General features: G+C 45.5%; 14 protein-coding genes. 6 read left to right on the top strand and 8 right to left on the bottom strand.

What is annotated here, in order from left to right; translation table 11 throughout:
• Positions 1-33 precede the first annotated feature (33 nt).
• Together ABUE30_RS15965 and ABUE30_RS15960 are read left to right on the top strand one after the other, a co-directional pair.
• Positions 34-1,593, top strand: a complete 1,560-nt coding sequence (locus ABUE30_RS15965) for an AAA family ATPase (protein ID WP_408624833.1) — start codon at positions 34-36, stop codon at positions 1,591-1,593.
• On the top strand, positions 1,590-2,180 hold the full coding sequence (locus ABUE30_RS15960; protein ID WP_408624832.1) for a general secretion pathway protein GspB: 591 nt from the start codon (positions 1,590-1,592) through the stop codon (positions 2,178-2,180). The genes ABUE30_RS15965 and ABUE30_RS15960 overlap by 4 nt, the downstream gene beginning before the upstream one ends.
• A 19-nt stretch (positions 2,181-2,199) precedes the next feature.
• Here ABUE30_RS15960 and ABUE30_RS15955 read toward each other — a convergent pair whose 3' ends face one another.
• The 4 genes from ABUE30_RS15955 to ABUE30_RS15940 form a co-directional block, all read right to left on the bottom strand.
• Positions 2,200-3,606: a sugar porter family MFS transporter gene (locus ABUE30_RS15955; protein ID WP_408624831.1), complete on the bottom strand. Its 1,407-nt coding sequence runs from the start codon at positions 3,604-3,606 to the stop codon at positions 2,200-2,202.
• A 320-nt stretch (positions 3,607-3,926) separates the two neighbouring features.
• Positions 3,927-4,541: a TIGR04211 family SH3 domain-containing protein gene (locus tag ABUE30_RS15950; protein ID WP_408624830.1), complete on the bottom strand. Its 615-nt coding sequence runs from the start codon at positions 4,539-4,541 to the stop codon at positions 3,927-3,929.
• 138 nt (positions 4,542-4,679) lie between these two features.
• Entirely contained in the window at positions 4,680-5,945 is a 1,266-nt protein-coding gene (locus tag ABUE30_RS15945; RefSeq protein WP_408624829.1) for an inorganic phosphate transporter, read from the bottom strand.
• A gap of 24 nt (positions 5,946-5,969) precedes the next feature.
• Positions 5,970-6,650, bottom strand: coding sequence for a TIGR00153 family protein (locus ABUE30_RS15940; RefSeq protein ID WP_408624828.1), 681 nt, complete (start codon positions 6,648-6,650; stop codon positions 5,970-5,972).
• A gap of 281 nt (positions 6,651-6,931) precedes the next feature.
• On the opposite strand from ABUE30_RS15940, the gene ABUE30_RS15935 reads away from it, so the two are divergent.
• The 3 genes from ABUE30_RS15935 (at position 6,932) to glnE (ending at position 13,291) form a co-directional block, all read left to right on the top strand.
• Positions 6,932-8,428, top strand: coding sequence for a CYTH and CHAD domain-containing protein (locus ABUE30_RS15935; RefSeq protein WP_408624827.1), 1,497 nt, complete (start codon positions 6,932-6,934; stop codon positions 8,426-8,428).
• Positions 8,429-8,909: 481 nt separating this feature from the next.
• Positions 8,910-10,439 carry a methyl-accepting chemotaxis protein gene (locus tag ABUE30_RS15930; protein ID WP_408624826.1) on the top strand — a complete coding sequence of 510 codons (1,530 nt, stop codon included), beginning with the start codon at positions 8,910-8,912 and terminating at the stop codon, positions 10,437-10,439.
• Positions 10,436-13,291, top strand: a complete 2,856-nt coding sequence (gene glnE / locus ABUE30_RS15925; RefSeq protein WP_408624825.1) for a bifunctional [glutamate--ammonia ligase]-adenylyl-L-tyrosine phosphorylase/[glutamate--ammonia-ligase] adenylyltransferase — start codon at positions 10,436-10,438, stop codon at positions 13,289-13,291. The genes ABUE30_RS15930 and glnE overlap by 4 nt, the downstream gene beginning before the upstream one ends.
• 49 nt (positions 13,292-13,340) lie before the next feature.
• Here the strand turns inward: glnE and lpxL are convergent, their stop codons facing one another.
• Positions 13,341-14,312 carry an LpxL/LpxP family Kdo(2)-lipid IV(A) lauroyl/palmitoleoyl acyltransferase gene (lpxL, locus tag ABUE30_RS15920; RefSeq protein ID WP_408624824.1) on the bottom strand — a complete coding sequence of 324 codons (972 nt, stop codon included), beginning with the start codon at positions 14,310-14,312 and terminating at the stop codon, positions 13,341-13,343.
• Positions 14,313-14,411: 99 nt separating this feature from the next.
• On the opposite strand from lpxL, the gene hldE reads away from it, so the two are divergent.
• The gene (hldE, locus tag ABUE30_RS15915) at positions 14,412-15,839 is read left to right on the top strand and encodes a bifunctional D-glycero-beta-D-manno-heptose-7-phosphate kinase/D-glycero-beta-D-manno-heptose 1-phosphate adenylyltransferase HldE (protein WP_408624823.1); all 1,428 of its coding nucleotides are present in this window, start codon (positions 14,412-14,414) and stop codon (positions 15,837-15,839) included.
• A 90-nt stretch (positions 15,840-15,929) separates the two neighbouring features.
• On the opposite strand, the gene ABUE30_RS15910 is transcribed toward hldE, so the two are convergent.
• The 3 genes from ABUE30_RS15910 to ABUE30_RS15900 form a co-directional block, all read right to left on the bottom strand.
• A complete protein-coding gene (locus tag ABUE30_RS15910) occupies positions 15,930-17,363 on the bottom strand; it encodes a carbon starvation CstA family protein (protein ID WP_408624822.1) in 1,434 nt (477 codons plus the stop codon).
• 133 nt (positions 17,364-17,496) lie between these two features.
• A complete protein-coding gene (gene btsR / locus ABUE30_RS15905; RefSeq protein WP_408624821.1) occupies positions 17,497-18,216 on the bottom strand; it encodes a two-component system response regulator BtsR in 720 nt (239 codons plus the stop codon).
• Complete coding sequence (locus ABUE30_RS15900; protein WP_408624820.1) at positions 18,194-19,903, bottom strand: LytS/YhcK type 5TM receptor domain-containing protein; 1,710 nt, start codon at positions 19,901-19,903, stop codon at positions 18,194-18,196. Before ABUE30_RS15900 ends, btsR begins: the two co-directional genes overlap by 23 nt.
• Positions 19,904-19,982 lie beyond the last annotated feature (79 nt).

Below are 19,982 nucleotides of genomic sequence, written 5' to 3'. Positions count from 1 at the left end.
CTTTAAACGGTTTATCAGGGGAAGATTAGGCGCTTGTATCATAACTATTTTGCGATGCGTGAAAATCCATTCTCAATTGCACCGAATCCAGCGTTTTTGTTTATTAGTGATCGTCATCGAGAAGCGCTCGCCCATCTCCGATATGGGCTGGAGGATACTGGCGGGTTTGTGTTGTTAACTGGTGAGGTGGGAACCGGTAAGACGACGTTGGCACGAACACTGCTGCGTGATTTAGATGAACACACCAAAGTCGCATCGCTGCTTAATCCCCAACTCAGCGGTGTTGAGCTTCTTGGGGCGGTGTGTGATGGCTTTGCGATCGATTATCCTGCTAATGCGGGAATGAAAATGTTGACGGATCGCTTGTCACAGTTTCTGTTAAATTGGCATCAGCAAGGGGGAAAATCCCTATTGTTAGTTGATGAAGCGCAGCAGTTGAGTATGGATGCCTTAGAGCTGTTAAGACTGTTAACTAATTTGGAAACGGATACACAAAAGCTGCTGCGTATTGTATTGGTAGGCCAGCCGGAATTGCAATTGATGCTCCGTCAGCGCGCGATGCGGCAAATTTCTCAGCGGATCACGGCGCGTTATCAACTTCTCCCTTTTAGTCTCGAACAGACACGCGAGTATATTCACTATCGGTTAGCAGTGGTTGATTGTCATCAAACGTTGTTTAGTCGCCGAGCGATTGCCTGTATTTATCGCTTAACTGGTGGGGTCGCGCGGCTAATCAACTTGCTATGTGATAGAGCCTTGCTAGGTGCCTACAATAATGGCGAGTCTCAAGTGAGCTTAGCGGTTTTGCACCAAAGTAGCATGGAACTTGAATTGACGGTGACTCAACCCTTGCTTAGCCGTTCTTTTCAAGTAGCCGTGTGGCTGTTGTTGGTGGCGGTTGGAGCGGCGGGATTAGGATGGCATCTTACCCCAAGGCGAGTTGATTCGCATGCACAGCTTCTTTTTGACAAGACCCGCCAAGCGCATCAGCAGCAATGGATCGCGTTGATTCAATCTGCCGATCAGCCCGTCATCTCGTTGCAACGTTTATTCGCGGTATGGGGCTATCAAGTGCCTTTTACCCAAGTGCATTGCTCGTTAAGTGACGCGGTTGGATTGCAATGCCTTCAAGGGCAGGCAAGTCTAGCCCAATTGCTGAAATGGAATACGCCTGCGGTTGTATCACTCGATTATCAAGGTCATATCGGTTATGCACTACTGCGCTATCAGCAAGGTTCTCAGTTGATCTTGTGGTTAGCCAACCAACAACTGCAGGTTACGTCTGATTGGTTTAAACAACATTGGCAGGGTGATTATGTATTGCTGTGGCAACCACCAGCTGGTGGCTCTTTACCATTGAAACAGGGAAGCAAAGGGCCCGCAGTGGCGCAGTTAAGTCAGACGTTAAACTTACTCAGTGAGACAAAGCGAGCTCCTACCTCAATCTATAATGAAGCGCTGCGTCAACAAGTAAGCGACTTTCAAAAACGTTATCAAATGCCGGTCGATGGGGTAATGGGGCCCTATACGTGGCTGTTATTGCAGCATATTGTTCATCCTGAACAGCCAAGTTTACAGGAGAGTCATTCATGAGCGGTGCTCGTTCCTTTAGGTTAATGACTGGGCGTGGTTGGCTAATATGGGTACTTGGCAGCGCCGTTGTGATCGCTAGCGCACTCTTTTGCGGGGCTTGGTTTAAGTCTCATTGGGCGCCAGCAACGATGCAACTGGCTCACGGGCAAATGATTGGTGCACCGCAGTTGCAAGCGTTACCCGAATTACACCCAAAGTCTGTTAACCTCGTGGCACTGCGAGAGCAAGCTTTACATCAGATTCCGAAACCCCTCCTCAATAACGTCTCCCGAACTTCTGTAAGTGCAGTCGATATTGCGGCAACGCCAGCTAAAGCAGGTCGTCAGTTGCCAACCAATTATGCTGATGCGGTGGCCTTTGATGAGCTTCCTGTTGATCTCAAAAAGCAGATCCCAGCATTTGTTTACAATGCCCACGTGTATTCATCCGATCCGACTATGAGCTATATCCAATTAAATGGGAAAACGCTTTATCAGGGCGATCACTATTTGGGGTTAACCATTGTGCTTATTCGCTATAATGAAACATTTTTTCGCTTTAAGGGCCAATTGCTTAAGCAAAAGGCCCTGCAGGATTGGCGTCAGTAGCAGTTAGCGCACCACTGATTTAGTTGATTGAAAGTGTTGCGTTGTCAATGTTTGCCTCGGTAACGCCGAGATCGCGTAATTTTTTACCGTGCATTAAGTTTGCTTCGATGTGCTCGAGTTCGATGCCTTTGGTTTCAGGGACAAATAATATGGTGACACCAATAAATATGATGTTTAACCCAGCATATAACCAAAAAGTGTTACCCGTGCCGATGCCATTGAGCAAGCTTAAGAAAGTGGCGCCTAGAACCATGTTCGAAACCCAGTTCATTGTTGTGGAGCAGGCCACCCCAAAATCACGGCCTTTTAACGGCTGAATTTCAGAACATAAGATCCACACCATCGGGGCTGCGCTCATGGCATAACCGACGATACATACAATAGCCATAACTACAGATAGATAACCGAATAGTGGGTTGTGATCGCCATTGTGGATCATTTCCAACAATAGACCTAAGCAGAACATGCCAGCGCCCATAATCGCAAATCCAATTTTCAATGCGGGTTTTCGTCCCCAAGTATCAACGACTTGCGATACTAAACTGGTGGCAATGACAAACGCTAATCCGACGAATATAGTACTGATCATTTGCTGCATATGGCTTGCAAACCCCGCCATTTTGAAGATGGTTGGAGCGTAATACATCAGAATATTCATCCCAGTGAATTGTTGCATAAACTGCAAGGCGATACCCAGCGTCACGCTGCGACGAAAGTTTTTGTTGGCTTTAAATAGTTGAAAACCAGATTCTTTTACTTTAAGACTCGCAACAATGTCTTGGAATTCTTGATGGGCTTCACGTTCTGATTGACGCAGCGATAACAAAATTGTTTTAGCCTCGCTCATCCGTCCTTTGGCAGCTAGCCAGCGAGGACTTTTCGGCATCATCCATACTGCGATGATTAATATAGCCGCTGGAATGACCAATACTGCAAACATCGCGCGCCAACTATCGAATAAACTAAAGAAGGTATCCGACAAAAACGCCAAGACAATCCCGACATTGACCATAACCTGATACATGGCTATTTTTTTCCCACGGACGGCTTTGTCGGACATTTCAGAGAGATAAAGTGGAGCGGCGTAAGATGCAATGCCGATTGAAAATCCCTGAATGACTCGAAAGATTAACATCATATGAATATTGATTGAAAAAGCGCAGCCTAATGTTCCCACTGCAAACAGGATCCCTCCCCAAAGTAGGCTGAACTTACGCCCTAGCCGTGAGGAAAGCCAACTATTAGCAATGGAGCCCAGCGTTGCTCCCAACATCATGGTACTCACAATCCACTCTTGTTGAGCAATACTGAGTTGCCAATCTTGGCTGATAAAAGGTAGCGCCCCTGCAATAATGCCGATATCTAGACCAAATAGTAGGCCTGCCAATGCAGCTGCGACAGTTACCAACTTTTTACTTTTAAACATTATAAGCCCCTTACAACAGGAATAGGATGGTGGCTAAGCCAGTAGTTGTTCAGTATGTTAGGGGCGAATAACAGCGAATTAGTTGCGTGGTTTCACACTTTTATCGAGCCGGCTATCCAGTCTATTACTGTAGCGTTAAAGTCCATGAAACTAATGGGCAAATGAGCACTTTTGTTATTTTAACTGATATAGATGAACGTGTTACGTCGAATTATTTGGAATGCGTTATTAACAAAGAGAGAGCGAGTAGCGAGTGTGTCTATTGAATTAGCTAAATTGAACAGTTGGAGTTGCAGGACAACTCCAACTGCCAGTTGATGTTACATCCAGCGATCGGCATTTCGTTTTCGCCGCCGTGGTAGATAGGGGACGACTAGACCGATGATTAAACCGACCACCGCGATAAGACCACCGCGTAATAACCATTGCATCTGCACGTTTTGTTGAATATTACTCAATTGGCTTGATAGCTTTTTATTGCTGACCAATAAATTTGAGAGTTTACTGGTTAGTTGTGTCGTTTGATTTTTCTCGGCAGCCAACTGCTGCTTTAACTGTTCGATTTCTTTAGCGCTGCTATTGGCACCTTGTTGTGACGCTGTCTCTAGCGTCTTTAATTTTTGCTGTGTGGATTGCAATTGTTGCTGCGATTGCTCAAGGCGAGTTTGTACGCTGGGCGTGCTGCTCAATTTGTCCGCCGCGATCCAGCCGTCTTTGCCTGAATCAAGCAATTTGATATGGGCAAACTGACTGTCTTTATCAAACTCCAGTTCATTGACTTTTTCGCCCGCATTGGCTGTCCCGACAATACGATAGTTATTCCCAGGTCCTGAGTGCATATAAATAAATAAGTCATTAGTTACATAACGCTGCGCTGCAAAAGCGCTGAAACTGAGTCCTGTAACCAAGACTGAAAGCAGTAGTTTGTATCTCACAAGCTATCTCGTTTTCGTTGTCATCAAAAGGTAAGAGAGTTTAAGTGTAAGTCTTTCCTTGGATAGGCTCAACCATCAAGCGATGAAAGCGCTGCAGGTTTCTCTTGCAGCACTCAAGTTATTGACTCAACTGAGCTGTTATTGAAAACAGGCTTTTAGAATATAGAAGAAAATTACTGAAAATGCCGCGCCAGCAGGTAAAGTGATAATCCACGACACAACAATTTTGCGAATAATGCCAAGATTAAGCGCGCCAATTCCGCGAGCCATCCCCACCCCTAAAATAGCGCCAACTAATGTTTGAGTTGTGGAGATAGGTAGGCCCGTTCCAGAGGCAATAACCACGGTGGATGCCGCGGATAGCTCAGCGGCAAAACCACGGCTGGGGGTTAAGTGCGTAATGCCTTTGCCGACAGTTGCAATGACATGATGCCCCCATACCGCAAGACCTGTCACAATACCTAATCCACCTAATGGCAAAATCCACCAAGCGATCTGTGCTTTAGCACCAATAATACCATCATGGTTAATAATACTGACCACAGCGGCCAATGGACCGATGGCGTTGGCAACATCATTAGAGCCATGTGCAAAAGCCATACAACAAGCAGTCATAATCATTAAAATGCCAAAGATCTTTTCGACATTGGTATAATGCATTTGCTTGTCAGAATCTGGATCAATATGTAAGCGATTGATCATTACACGCCCGATGGTGGCAATAAATAGCCCAATCCCTATTGCTAATAGATACCCATCCACGCTGTTGATATTCAGACCGATATGACTTAGTCCTTTTTTAATGGTGACTAAAGCGAGCACAAATCCGGCTAAAAACATATAACCTGGGACATAGCGCTTAGCCGCACGGATTGGGTTTTCGTTGTTAAAAATAAGTAGTTGAGCACTGGTAAACAAGAGATAAGAGAGCCCCCCTGCGATGATTGGGGTAATGATCCAACTACCGATAATACTGGATAGCTTTGACCATTCGACTGTCTGCGGACCAGATGAAACACAGGCAAAGCCGATAATTGCCCCGACGATTGAATGCGTCGTTGAAACTGGCCAACCTTTATAAGAAGCAATTAACAACCATGCACCCGCTGCAAGCAATGAGGCGATCATGCCATAGACCATGATTTGCGGATCATGAGAAAACAGAGTTGGATCGATAATTCCTTTACGTACTGTATTGGTGACCTCACCTCCGGCTAAATAAGCCCCAGAGAATTCAAAGATCATTGCAATAAACACCGCGTTACGGATGGTTAATACACCTGAACCGACGGATGTTCCCATAGCGTTGGCAACATCATTCGCACCAATGCCCCATGCCATAATAAAACCAAATAAAGCGGCAATTGCCACCAATATGGTGCCGTGATTGGCAATTATATCCATAATTGTAGAACCTGAATTAAAATTTTAAGCGCGGAAAATCATCAATTCCATACGAGCGCCAACGCGGAGGGCTTGATCGGCGAGTTCCCCGACTTTTTCGATCATGTGGTATAAAAACATGACATCAACTGGATTTAATTGTGACTCCAACTGGCGAAGTTTAAGACGCAGACCAATTTGCATATTGTCTGTGTCGTCTTCTATTTGATCTAGTTCAGCGACTAGCTTGCTCACGAGATCAACTTCGCGGCCTCTAAAGCCTGTTTCCAGTAAATCGTCGAATTCGTGGATCGCTTCTTGGGCTTTGGCGGTTGCATCAAGGCAACGCTGTAAGTAAGGTAAAAAATCGCCATGTAGCTCTTTGGGAACATACAACTGACGACCTACAACCCGGCCACTGATATCTTTTGCTTTATTCGCGATGCGATCTTGATGAGTTAATAACTCAAGCAGATCAGATCGCTCAACAGGCATGAAAATTCCACCGGGTAAGTTCAAACGAATATTTCGTTTTAAAGTATCCGCCTCTTTTTCAAGTTGATTGATATTTTTACGATATATGACAGCACGTTCCCAATCATCGGCAAAAACTGCTTCAAAAAAAGGGATCAAGTTTTCACAGCATTGGTGAACTTTACTGATATGTTCTTCTAACGGTTTAATGGGTGATTTAGCAAATAAACCAAGTAACGTATTGGGCATCATCTTTCCTAACGTCTATTCTAGCGCCGCGAATGTTAACCGATATCCAATCTCATGCAAGTAGATTCTTGCGCTATTGGCTCACGGAATATTGCTGATATATTTCATTATAATTATTTATGTTGCCGTGGTGGATACAAGTGTACAGCAATTTATTATTTCACCTGTTTTTCCCATCTTTTAGGCGCTCGTCAATAAATAATAACCTGTGTTAGGCCAATCGTTCATAGAGTATGGTATGCTGCACCATTGCGATTTTTTATGAACCCTGCAACAGATAAGCTATGAACAGTGAAATCGAACTGAAGTTTTATACCCCAGATGATTGTTTGGCAAAACTTCATAGAATTTTAGACGAATTTTCCATACTCCAACATGAGGTTCGTCATTTACGTAGCGTTTATTTTGATACCAATGATCGTCAATTGCGGCGTTGGCGTATGGGGTTACGTATCCGTAGCGGCGACGAAAAAAATGTTCAGACACTCAAAACCGCTGGACGCACGGTCGGTGGTCTTAATGAACGCCCTGAATATAATCAAGTGATTGATGGCCAACGGCCACAATTGAGTCGCTTTGAACAGTTGGACTGGCCCGCAGATGTGTCACTTGATACTCTCGAGCAAGCTTTATTGCCGATTTTTGTCACAGACTTCGAGCGTACGACTTGGCTGGTCGATCTTGACAATGAAACGTTGATTGAAGTGGCCTTAGATCGAGGGGAACTAGAGGCTGATGAGCGCAGGGAACCGATCCACGAATTAGAATTAGAGTTGATTAAAGGGGATGTGGGGCAGTTATTTTATCTGGCTCAGCAGCTCGCACAACTTGATGGGTTGTTACTGGCCTCAACCAGTAAGGCCAAGCGCGGCTATGCGTTGGCTGACGGGCTTCCTAATGAGCAACCAGCCCGATTGGGGTTCGTCCCGTTAACTCCACAGAATTCACTCTTAGACGCATTCAATCACAGTATTGAATATGCATTAGCTCATTGGCAACGTCATCAACAAATATTTATTGAATCTTCCCAATTACGTGCCTTATTTGAGATCAAGCAAGCTGCCCGATTGATGCATCAAATTTTGAACCTATACCAAGAGGTGCTAAATTTTGACTGCCCGTGGCATAGTGAATTGTTGTGGCTAGTTCGCCAGTTTGATTGGTTAGATGAGGCCACCCACATCCGTAGTCTACTCGATGAACAAGGCAAGTTTATTCGTAAGCTCAGTAACCGCCGCGTGGTGCGTAAAAAGCTTGATCAGCGTTTAGCTTTGTTACCCGATGCTGAGCAGATGATGCAATTTATTGGTAGTGCTCGTTATAATGCGTTAATACTCAATATGGCACTATGGATTTATCAAGGTGGGACTATCCAACCCAAACAGCCACAAGAACTGGTTGATTTTGCCAGCCGTACCCTAGAGCAAAGTTGGCAGGATCTGCGCCAATCGGAATTTGCGCTAGCGTCTATCGATTTAGCCCAATACACACGTATGGCAGGGCGGTTACGACGTAATTTAATGGTTGGTAATTGCCTTGGTGCATTATTTGATCCCAAAGCTCGAGATGAGTTTCGCTTACTTTGGCTTGATTTACTCGGTGGTATTGAAGACTTGCGCTTGTTAGAACCTATTGCCGAGCTTGCCCGTAATCTGAGTGAGCACGAAGAGGATGTCAAAAAAGTTCGTAAATGGTTAAAACGTAAACAAGCCTCCATTACTGATGCGATGGAATTTACTCGAACCGAAGCATTGGCCCGCGATGATTATTGGCATTTTTAATAATTAAAAATTAGTTAGAACAATGTATTAGGTGTCAACGCCCTAGTTTATAAAGTTGTTAATGGTGTCACATGTTGACTAGATAAGGCGGCTACGAGGCCGCTTTTTTTGTTTTTTTATTGTAAACTTGCTAGGTGATAATGGTGCAGTTCAAAATAAATGAACCTGTTATTTTCGGGCTCTTTCGCGTGTTAGGTGTACACTTTATGGCAGTGTCTTTTAGCGCTAGAGTGCGTTAAATAAACATTTAAAAACAACACATTAAATGTAATCACATCAATCTTCAGACATTGGATGTCGTTTGCTTGCATTTACAAAATATTGCGTGAAGCTAAGCAAACAAGACCGACAATCTAAGTGAGTGAACATAACAACGATGTTGCTCAAGTTTAGCAGGTAAACGTCGATGAGTTGTTATTAGTGTATGCGAGTGCACACTAAACTCATCGAATCAATGCCTCTTTGGAAAGGACTATTTTAGATGAAACAAGCGATGTTATCGCAATGGGAACGGCTCATTACGCACATTAGTCTTAAGCATAAAATTTACCTAATGATTGTTAGCAGTCTCATTGTGTTAGTGGCAAAACTGTTCTTTGACGGTTATTTAGTGACCCAAGATGTGAACAATATCCAATCGCACAATATGGTCACCGAAGCGCGTCAACTAGCGCAGTTAGCCGACCAGCATCAAGGGGATAATGGCTTTTTACAAACAATGATCCAAGCGAATGTTCACTATCAAGTGGCGATTGTTGATGCCAATGGTCAAGCCCTCGCAGGGCAACCGCCAGCAACCATCCCCGAAGCCGGAAAAGTAGTACAAGCTGCAGATTTTCTCACCTATGTTGTGCCATTGAATAATGGTCAGCAATTAGTGATGCAACATTCGCTTAATGCCGATAGTCATGTTGTCTCCCAGTTTTGGCAGCGCAGTTTAATTGTTACGGTGATCGTCGCTGTAGGTTTTATCGCGTTATTGATGGCTGCAGCGAGGGTGTTGATTAAACAAGTTGAGCTTTTGCGTCAACAACTTCGTCTGATGGCCAATAAAGACTTTACTGTTCCCAACATGATGGGCAGTCGTGATGAGTTTGGCAGTATTGAACGGGCAGCCAATGATACTCGAATAGATTTAGTCAAAGTTTTTACTGAGCAGCGTAAAACCACTGAGCAGTTGCTCGATCTCGCCGAGCAAATGGCGCTGTGTATGGATGAAACCAAAGATGCGACCCAAGAGGAATTTTCCCAAATTGAGCAGCTTGCCTCAGCCATGAGTGAAGTTGCCGCAACTGTCCATAATGTAGCTGATAATGCTGAACAAGCAGCACTCGCAACACAGGAAGCCAATAAGTTAGCCCATCAAGGCAACAATGATGTCACTCAAAGTATTAAGACAATCAGTTTACTGGCACAAAATATTGATCGTTCAACTCAAGCCGTGAAGCAAGTAGAAGAGCGGGTTGTGTCTATCGGCAGTGTTGTCGATACAATTAATAGCATTTCTGAACAAACCAATTTGTTAGCACTAAATGCTGCTATTGAAGCGGCTCGTGCCGGTGAACACGGGCGTGGTTTTGCGGTCGTTGCCGATGAAGTGAGAAATCTAGCGCAGCGAACCCAAAATGCGACAGTGGAAATTCATAAAATGATTGAGCAGCTGCAAGTCAGTGCTCGTGATGCTGGGCAATTGATGAAAGCGAGTGTTGAGTATGCGGAACAAAGCGTTGAGCAGGTCAGTGCCGCGGGAGATGGATTAGAGCAAATTGTCACCCAAGTACAAAAAATTACAGATATGAATAGCCAAATTGCAACCGCCTCTGAACAGCAAAGTGCGGTGGCCTTGCAGATGGATCAAAACCTGATCCAGGTAAAAGAGTTGATCCAAGGAAGTGTAACGGTCATTGATGAATTGGCTGAAACAGCGCAAATGATTGAGCATCAAGGTCGAGAACTTGGTCAATTAGCGTTAGCTTTTCGCATTAGTCAAGAGCCAGACGAAACAAAATGAGCGAAGTGCTCGGCATGATTGCGCAACTTGAGCGCTGGCCTGAGCTTTATGCCCTAGGTACGGAGCGTCTTGCGCAACTTGTTGATGCAACGCGTTTGTCTGCATTACAAAAAGCGCAGGCGCTAGCGATATTAGCAGCCAGTGATTATCTCTTTGAGCAATGTGTCCGTCATCCTCAATGGCTTTTCGAGTTGTTAGATACGTCATTGAGCGAACAACTGCCGACGTTGCTGAATGCGCCCTTATGGCAGCAACAACTTCTTGAATTGGATGAAGTTGCAGTGAAATGCGCCTTGCGAGAGCGTCGTCAGCAGGTTTTTACGCGCATCGCTTGGCTTGAACTGTCGGGGCAAATAAGCGTCGAGCAAAGTATCCAGTGGCTGTCACAATTTGCCGATTGCGCCATTCAAACGGCCATAAAATGGTTGGTGCACAACTTACAGCCTGTTTATGGCATTGCATCGGATGCGCAGAATAATCCTCAAAACATGACTGTTCTGGCGATGGGGAAACTCGGTGGAGGGGAGCTCAACTTTTCATCCGATATCGATCTCATTTTTAGCTACCCGCATCAAGGTCACACCCAAGGTGGACGTCGTCAGCTTGCCAATCAACAATATTTTATTCGCTTAGGTCAGCAGCTGATTCAATTGCTAGGGCAAACAACGGCTGATGGGTTTGTGTTTCGGGTGGATATGCGTCTGCGCCCCTTTGGCGATTCGGGGCCACTGGCGGTGAGTCACACGGCGCTGGAAGATTATTATCAAAACCATGGTCGAGACTGGGAGCGATATGCCATGGTCAAGGTTCGTTGCATCAATGATGAAGATGCTGATATCCAGTTGCAAACAATGCTCCGGCCCTTTGTTTATCGGCGTTATATCGATTTTGGTGTGGTGGATTCATTGCGACGCATGAAATCAATGATTTTAGCTGAAGTACGGAGGCGTAAGCTGTCTGGTCATATCAAACTAGGCCGTGGAGGCATTCGCGAAATAGAATTTATTGTGCAAGCACAGCAACTCATATGGGGGGGACGATTTGTCAGCTTGCAGCAACGCTCATTATTGGTGGCACTCAAGCAGCTAACCCTCGAAAATATTCTTACACCCTTACAACATCGCTGTTTAGCTGATAGCTATCTATTTTTACGTCGCGTCGAAAATTATCTGCAAGAGTTCCACGATCAGCAAACGCAGAGTTTGCCGCAAGACCCTTTGGCCCAGTGTCGTTTGGCTTGGGTAATGGGATACACCAGCTGGGCTGAGGCAGAACAGCAGATCCACGCGGTATTGCAGCAAGTAAGTAGGTGCTTTGATGACTTATTTGGCCACCCATTGCCAGAACAACATCCATTGGATAGTCAGTTTGAAGCGCTTTGGCAGGTCGATGATGATGATAACCATGCTGATTTAGATGTATCCGCGGAGTTTATTGGTTTAGTGCGTGAGTTTCGCCATCAAGTGCAGCGTCGCGTCTTCGGTGAAAAAGGCCAACAGACCTTGGACCAACTTATGCCACGATTACTCCCGATGATCCTTGCTTATCCAGCTGCGGAACAGTTGGCTAGCCGACTATTTAAGCTTTTAAGTCAGATCCTTTCTCGAAGCGCCTATTTACAACTCTTGTTGGAAAACCCAGGTGCATTGAAGCAGTTGTTGAAACTGTGTGATGCCAGCAAATTGGTTGCAGAACAACTGAGCCTCTATCCGATGCTGCTCGATGAACTGCTCGACCCGCAAATCCTCTATCAAGTTTATCCAGATGAAACGTATGCGCAGCAATTATCGCAATTTATGCTGCGTATTGCCCCTGATGATCTTGAGCAACAAATTGATGCACTACGTCAATTTAAGCAGATCCAAATTTTGCGAATTGCCGCCGCTGATAGCGCTGGCGCTTTGCCTGTGATGAAAGTAAGTGATCGCTTAACTGAATTAGCGCAGGCGCTTTGTGTCCAAGTGGTCGAACTGGCGTGGCAACAGATGATCGATCGTTATGGGTATCCCGATGGCATTGATGCGACTAACTTGCAGCGTGGCTTTGCGATTATCGGCTATGGCAAGTTGGGCGGGATTGAACTAGGGTATGGCTCGGATCTTGATTTAGTGTTTATCCATAATTGCGATAGTTATGCCTCAACCAGCGGGCCCAAAGTTATCGACAGTAAGCAGTTCTACTTACGATTAGCGCAGCGCATCATGCATCTATTTCAAACCCGCAGTCGTGCGGGCATCTTATATGAGGTGGACATGCGGCTTCGCCCTTCAGGAAATGCCGGATTGTTGGTCAGCTCATGGTCTGCTTATCGTGATTATCAACGTCAACAAGCGTGGACATGGGAGCATCAAGCGTTGGTTCGAAGCCGAATTATTGAAGGGGATGGTGCGCTTGAAAGTATATTTGACAGCTTACGACATGAATTATTAAGCCGCCCACGTGACATCAACGAGCTCAATGAGAATATTCTCTCGATGCGTGAAAAAATGCGTCAGCATTTAGATCGCTCTGATCAGCAACAAGTTGATCTCAAACAGACCGTTGGCGGTATGGTCGATATTGAGTTTATCGCCCAACAGCTGGTCTTAGCGCATAGCCATCAATATCCTCAACTCACGCGCTGGCCTGATAATGTCCGTATTTTTGAACAAGCCCAGACTTGTGGATTGTTAACCGATACGCAAGCTAAACAGCTCACTGAAACGTATTTAGCCCTTCGTAATGAGAGCCACCGACAAGCCTTGCAAGCACATCGTGAGATGTTCGCAAGAGAGAAACTTGCTCCCGAACTCGTTGCCGGAATGGCTAGCATTGTGCAGATCTGGGCTCAGATCTTTGAGTGCTCGGTTTAGCTGTGTGTTTCTTTGTATCAAACAAGCAAAGCACTCGTTAACACTGGGCTTAATAAACGGATGGTTCACCCTCCGGGCGAGATTTAAAGCGTCGGTGGATCCACATATACTCAGGGATCTGTTCTTTAATAGCGGTCTCAATGTGCTGATTGACCAGCGCTGCATCGGTGGTGATATCTCCGCTTGGATAATTACCTTCTAGTGGTTTGATAACTAAGGTATAGCCAGGGCGGTCTGTATGACGTCGCGTGTAACTAATCAGAAGGCGTACGCCAGGTACTTTTGCTAACGCACTGGTCCCAGTGACGGTTGATGCTTTGGGTACCGCGAAAAAAGGGACAAAGACGGACGATTTATGACTGCCATAGTCATGATCGGGGGCATACCACAGTGCTTCGCCTTGACGCAATGCTTTGATCATGCCGCGAAAATCGCTGCGATTGACTAAATAGTGGTTACAACGAACCCGAGCGCGATGTTGAAAGTGCTCATAAACCGGATTGGAGTTCGGTCGATAGACCCCAACACCAGGATCGATAGTGCCATACATTCGAGCGTGCCATTCGAGTGTATAAAAATGCATACTGATGACTAGTATTCCCCCTTTAGGATCCTCTTCACGAAGTTTGTGTAGATAATTACCGCCTTCCACATGCATATATTTAGCAAAGCGTTTTTGTGGCCAAAACCAAGCTGTAGCGGTATCTATAATGGCCAGACCGAAGCGTTCAAATGTTTCATCAACCCATTGCGTTAACTGCTGTTCTGAAGCGTCGGGAAAGCATAACTTCAAATTACGCTGGGCAATATGTCGCCGGGATTTGAGTAACCGCTTAGCTAATCGGCCGATACATCGCCCTAACCACCATGATAGTCGGGTGGGTAATAAACTTAATGTGAATAAAAACGCAATAATGAGCCACGCTCCCCAGTGCTTCGGAAGGAATGCTCGCCAGCTGAGACGTGGAGGAATGATCATAGCCATGTGGGTACCATCTAAATCAAGGAATTGCAAACGCATAAGGCGACTCATTGTAGAGGAAAATCAGCTGCTTTTAAAAGCCTCTATGATAGACTTTAATTATTATCAATTGATTGAGCTTAAAATAAAGGATTTACAATGCAAGTAGATCTTCCTGAATATGCGCCAGCTAAAGTTTTAGTTGTCGGTGATGTGATGCTTGACCGTTATTGGCATGGTGATACAGGGCGCATCTCTCCTGAAGCACCCGTACCCGTGGTGAATGTAAAAAGCAACGAAGAACGCCCAGGCGGCGCTGCGAATGTGGCGTTAAATGTCGTTGCCTTGGGCGCGTCGTCAACCTTGCTGGGAATGACTGGTAAAGATGAAGCCGCTAATGTGTTGAAAGTGCAATTGGCTAAAGTAGGCGTAGCTTGTGATTTTGCTCAGTTTGATAGCTTTCCAACCATCACTAAATTACGGGTCATGAGTCGCCATCAGCAGTTAATTCGGCTAGATTTTGAAGAAGATTTTCACTCCGTTGATGCGACTGAATTAGTTGATAAATACCGCGTGCAGCTCAAGTCTCACCAAGTGGTAGTGTTATCCGATTATAACAAAGGGGCGTTATCTCAAGTTAAAACGCTGATTAACTGTGCTCGGGAACTGGGCTTGCCTATCTTAGTTGACCCTAAGGGTTCAGATTTTGAAAAATATCGAGGAGCGACACTGTTAACGCCCAACTTTGGTGAATTTGAAGCAGTGGTTGGCCATTGTGATAGTGAAGATGAGATTGTCAACAAGGGGCTGCAGCTTGTTGAAACGTTGGATTTAAGCGCATTGTTAATTACACGCAGCGAACATGGCATGACGTTGCTGGAACAGGGTAAAGCACCGCTACATTTACCTGCCCAAGCCAAAGAGGTATTTGATGTCACAGGCGCCGGGGATACCGTGATTGCCACGCTTGCTGCTAGTTTAGCCGCTGGACAGAACCTTTCTCAAAGCTGTGCGTTAGCCAATGCTGCGGCCAGTATTGTGGTCGGCAAAATGGGAACATCAACTGTGTCAGCCCAAGAATTAGCCAAATTAATCTATGGCGGTAATGACAGTGGGTATGGCGTGGTTACTCAAATTCAGCTGAAAGAGGCCGTACATATTGCTCAAAGTCGCGGCGAGAAAGTGGTGATGACCAATGGCTGTTTTGACATTCTACATGCTGGGCATGTGTCATATTTAAGCAAAGCACGAAGCTTAGGTGATCGGCTTATTGTTGCAGTGAATGATGATGCGTCGGTGCGTCGTCTGAAAGGTGCTGAGCGGCCTATCAATCCGCTAGAGCGGCGTATGGCGGTGTTGGCTGGATTGAGTGCGGTTGATTGGGTGGTGAGCTTTAGCAGCGATACTCCTCAGCAATTGATCGCTGATGTGTTGCCTGATTTATTAGTGAAAGGTGGCGATTATCAAGTTCATGAAATTGCCGGACATCAAGAAGTGTTGGCGCATGGCGGTGATGTTCAGGTGCTACATTTTGAGGATGGTTGTTCAACTAGCGCTATTATTAATGCGATTAAAAAACGGCCGTGATGCGACCAGTAAAGCGAAACGGCCCGCTCTGTTAGTCGTTTATTAAACAAAAAAGCCCGCATACGGCGGGCTTTTTGATAATGAAGCGAGTTAATGCGGTTTGACTGCTGCACTATTGAGTGCGTGCGGGCCTTTAAATTTGATTAAAAAGGCGATCAGGGCAATAGCGGTAATGCCTAAGCCTACTGGTGTTGCAATTGACATCGGTAGATTAAAACCAATGGTGGCATGGCACAGGTAGGTGAAGGTAACGGCTGTCATAAATGCCGCAGGAATGGTACATACCCAGTGGAATTTTCCCTCTTTGGCTAAATAGGCAGCAGCAGCCCACAGCATGATCATCGCAGTGGTTTGATTAGCCCAACCAAAGTAGCGCCAAATGACCCCAAATTGAGCAAGTGTGATTAAGTAACCGACAACAAACATCGGAATGGCTATCCACAAGCGCCGAATTAATGATTTTTGCGTTAATTTTAAAAAGTCTGCAATAATCAAACGCGCACTACGAAAGGCGGTGTCACCAGATGTAATGGGTAAGATGACCACGCCCAAAATTGCTAATAAGCCGCCGAAACCACCGAGTAAGGATGTGGAAACATCATGGACAACGGCTGCTGGACCACCATGTAGAATCGTTGCTTCAAGGGCACCCGTGTCATGATAGAATGATAAACCCAGAGTACACCAGATCAACGCGATGATCCCTTCGCCAATCATGGCGCCATAAAATACAAAACGCCCTGATTTTTCGTTGGCCATACAGCGCGCCATCAATGGTGATTGAGTGGCATGAAAGCCTGATACGGCACCACAGGCAATCGTAATAAATAACAGTGGCCAAAGCGGGAGATTTTTAGGGTGGAGATTCTGGGTCAGTTGCAAGCCTTGATTATAAAAGTGGTGATCGCTGACAGCTAGACCAATCATTAGGCCAATTGACATAAATATGAGTAGGGCGCCAAAGATAGGGTATAACCGCCCAATAATTTTATCGATGGGTACAATGGTTGCCAAAATATAATAAGCAAAGATAATGGCGACCCAAATTGATACATTGATATGCATCATCTCGGCGAGTAATTTTGCTGGACCTAAGACAAAGACCACGCCGACCAACAATAGCAATATGACCGCAAAGATATTCATAAAATGTTTGGCAACATTACCGAGTTGATCGCCAACAACTGTTGGTACGGATGCGCCATTGGAGCGAATTGACAACATGCCAGAGAAGTAATCATGAACGGCGCCCGCAAAAATACTGCCAAAGACGATCCAGAGCATTGCAACCGGTCCATACAAAGCACCTAGAATAGGGCCAAAGATAGGGCCGAGGCCTGCAATATTCAGTAATTGCACCAGATAGATTTTTTTGTCGCTCATGACGACGTAGTCGACGCCATCGGCCATTTCCGTGGCGGGGGTTGCACGTTCAGGTTGTGGGGCAAAGATCCGCTCAATGATCTTGCCATAGATAAAATAGCCAGCCAGTAAAATGCCGACACACATTAGAAACCAAGCCATAGTAGCCTCCTTGTTTCATGCTATTAGGGGTAGATGCACGATGGCATTAGAGCAGATTACGGTGCTAGTACTAGGTGAATGGGGGGCAGTGGCTTTATTGGCGCGTGAACGGTCAAATTGCCACGGTAAGCGGTTAACCGGATAGTGAAAAAAGCTCGCGCAAGCTTTTTAAATAACGACGGCTTACCGGAATGTGCGCGCCGCTAAAGGTGACAAGCTGCGCACACCCGCCTTCTTGTAAGGTAATGCTGTGGATGGCATCGGGATGAATTAAATATTGTCTGTGACAGCGAATTAAACGCAGTTGTTCTTCAAGCGTTTTTAAGGTCAGAGAGGTATGTAATAACTGTTGACCGTCATAAATATGTACACCGCTTAAATCTGAAAAGGCGTATTCAATGCGCTGGCAGCGTACCCACTGCTGCTGCGCTTGGGTATAACATGGCAGTAAGCTAAGCGATGATAATTGAGGGCGAGTTGGTGCATGAATGACTGTGAGACGCTCGACTAATCGAGTCAATGTCTTCGCTAAACGGCTTTCTTCGATAGGTTTGAGAAGGTAATCAAAAGCTGCATTTTCAAATGCCTGCAACGCATAATCTTCATCTGCGGTGACTAACACCACCAACGGTGAATGATTGACATTGATGATCTCGAGAAGCTCAAGGCCATTGAGTTTTGGCATATGGATATCAACGAACAATACATCGATATTCAATTGCTCATGTTGACGAAGATAATTGACCGCATTGTCAAATTCAGCAACCACTTGTAAGCGGCTATCTTGGCTGAGCAACGAACGTAGTTCTTCGCGAGCTAAGGGTTCATCATCAATTAATATGGCGTTGAACATAATGGACTCCTGACATGGGAATTTGGACTTGAGTAAATAGGCCCGGTAGACATTCAACAGATAGCCCTTGCTGGTGGCCTAAATGGCTTCTGAGTCGAGTGTCGACAATATGCAGTCCCAACCCCTGCTTATCTTTGGATGGATTTTGGTATAAACCCGCATTATCTTCGACAATTAAGTACTCTTGGCGAGGTAAGTGGCGGGCATAGATACGGAGTATCCCTTGTCCAATTTTTTGCGATAAGCCATGTTTGATGGCATTTTCAACTAACGGTTGTAGCGTAAAACTAGGTAGTTGCAATGTCATCCATGACTCTGGAATATCGATTTCAACCTGGAGTCGTTGACCAAATCGGCTTTGTTCAATATTCAAATAGGCTCGGGTATAACGCAACTCTTCGGATAAACTGACTAACTCTTGGCGCTGCTTTAAACTTGTGCGCAAAAATAACGCTAAATCGGTGATTAAGGTGCGTGCTTGGTGGGTGTCTTTGCGCATTACTGCGGCAATGGTATTGAGTGCATTAAATAAAAAATGGGGGTGAATTTGGGCGCGAACCAACTTTAACTCCGACTGTGCGAGTAGGATCTGCTGCTGTTGATAATGGCTGCTGAGCATCTGTTCTTCAATGATCCGAGCGATCCCCTCACCTAACGTGCGATTAATCGTTAAAAATAAGCGGCGTTTAGACTCATACAATTTTACGGTGCCAATCACTTCACCCGCGCAGCGTAGTGGAATGATCAGTGCTGAGGTGAGTGGACAGTGTGCTGAACAACTGCACTGATAGACCCACTGTACGCCATCGGCAAAGACGACCTTATCTTCATCGATGGCTTGGCGGGTGAGGTCCGAGGTAATATCGGTGCCTGGTAGGTGGTGATCAGCACCTACCCCGATAAATGCAAGTACTTGCGTACGGTTGGTAATTGCCACGGCAGAAACACCAGTCTCTTGTTGTAAGATCATCGCCATCTGATTCGCGCTTTGCGTGGTTAGATCGGGTAATACGCCAACAATACGCTGTGCCAGTTGCAGCGCTTTTTCTGAGTAAGTGCGGCTGAACTTGTCATAAAGTGATTTGCGATCATTGATCATCGCCATAAATAGCGCGGCGCCCATTGAGTTGGCTAATAGCATGGGTAGCGCTATCACTCTAACCAGTGCGAATGATTGGACAAACGGTTTGGCAACGAGTAATAAAATAAGCATTTGCAATGATTCAGCAACCAAAGTCACCATAAAGACCTGTTTAGGCGAGTACAACACATCGCTAAAGCGGCGGTTGCGCCGAAAAAAACTATAGACGCATCCGGCAAATAATCCCTCACAGGTTGTCGATATAGCGCAAGCAACATTGGTAAATCCACCAAATTGATAGCGGTGTAGTCCCCCCGTCAACCCGACCAAAAAGCCTACGATAGGACCACCAAATAACCCGCCAAGCACGGCGCCAATGGCTCGGGTGTTGGCAATTGCATCTTGAATAGGCTGTCCAAAGTAGGTGCCAAGAATACAAAAACCAGAAAATAGTAGGTAGATAAATACCCGATGAGAAAAGCGCTGTGAGAGTAATACCACCGGCGTAAATAATGGAGTTTTACTCAATAGATAGGCCAGCACCAAAAACAGACTCATTTGCTGCGCTAATGAGACAATTAACATTCCGTGCGGTATAGATGGCATAGATCTCTTCCTTGATAACTAAGTTTGAGCCTATGCGCAGCGATACCACAAATCCAGTGCTTCGATACAAATTTGCGGC

Source organism: Celerinatantimonas yamalensis (assembly GCF_046054155.1).
Lineage (GTDB): Bacteria > Pseudomonadota > Gammaproteobacteria > Enterobacterales > Celerinatantimonadaceae > Celerinatantimonas > Celerinatantimonas yamalensis.
The sequence above is the reverse complement of the archived record's forward strand: the minus strand, read 5'-3'. Positions and strand labels throughout refer to the sequence as shown.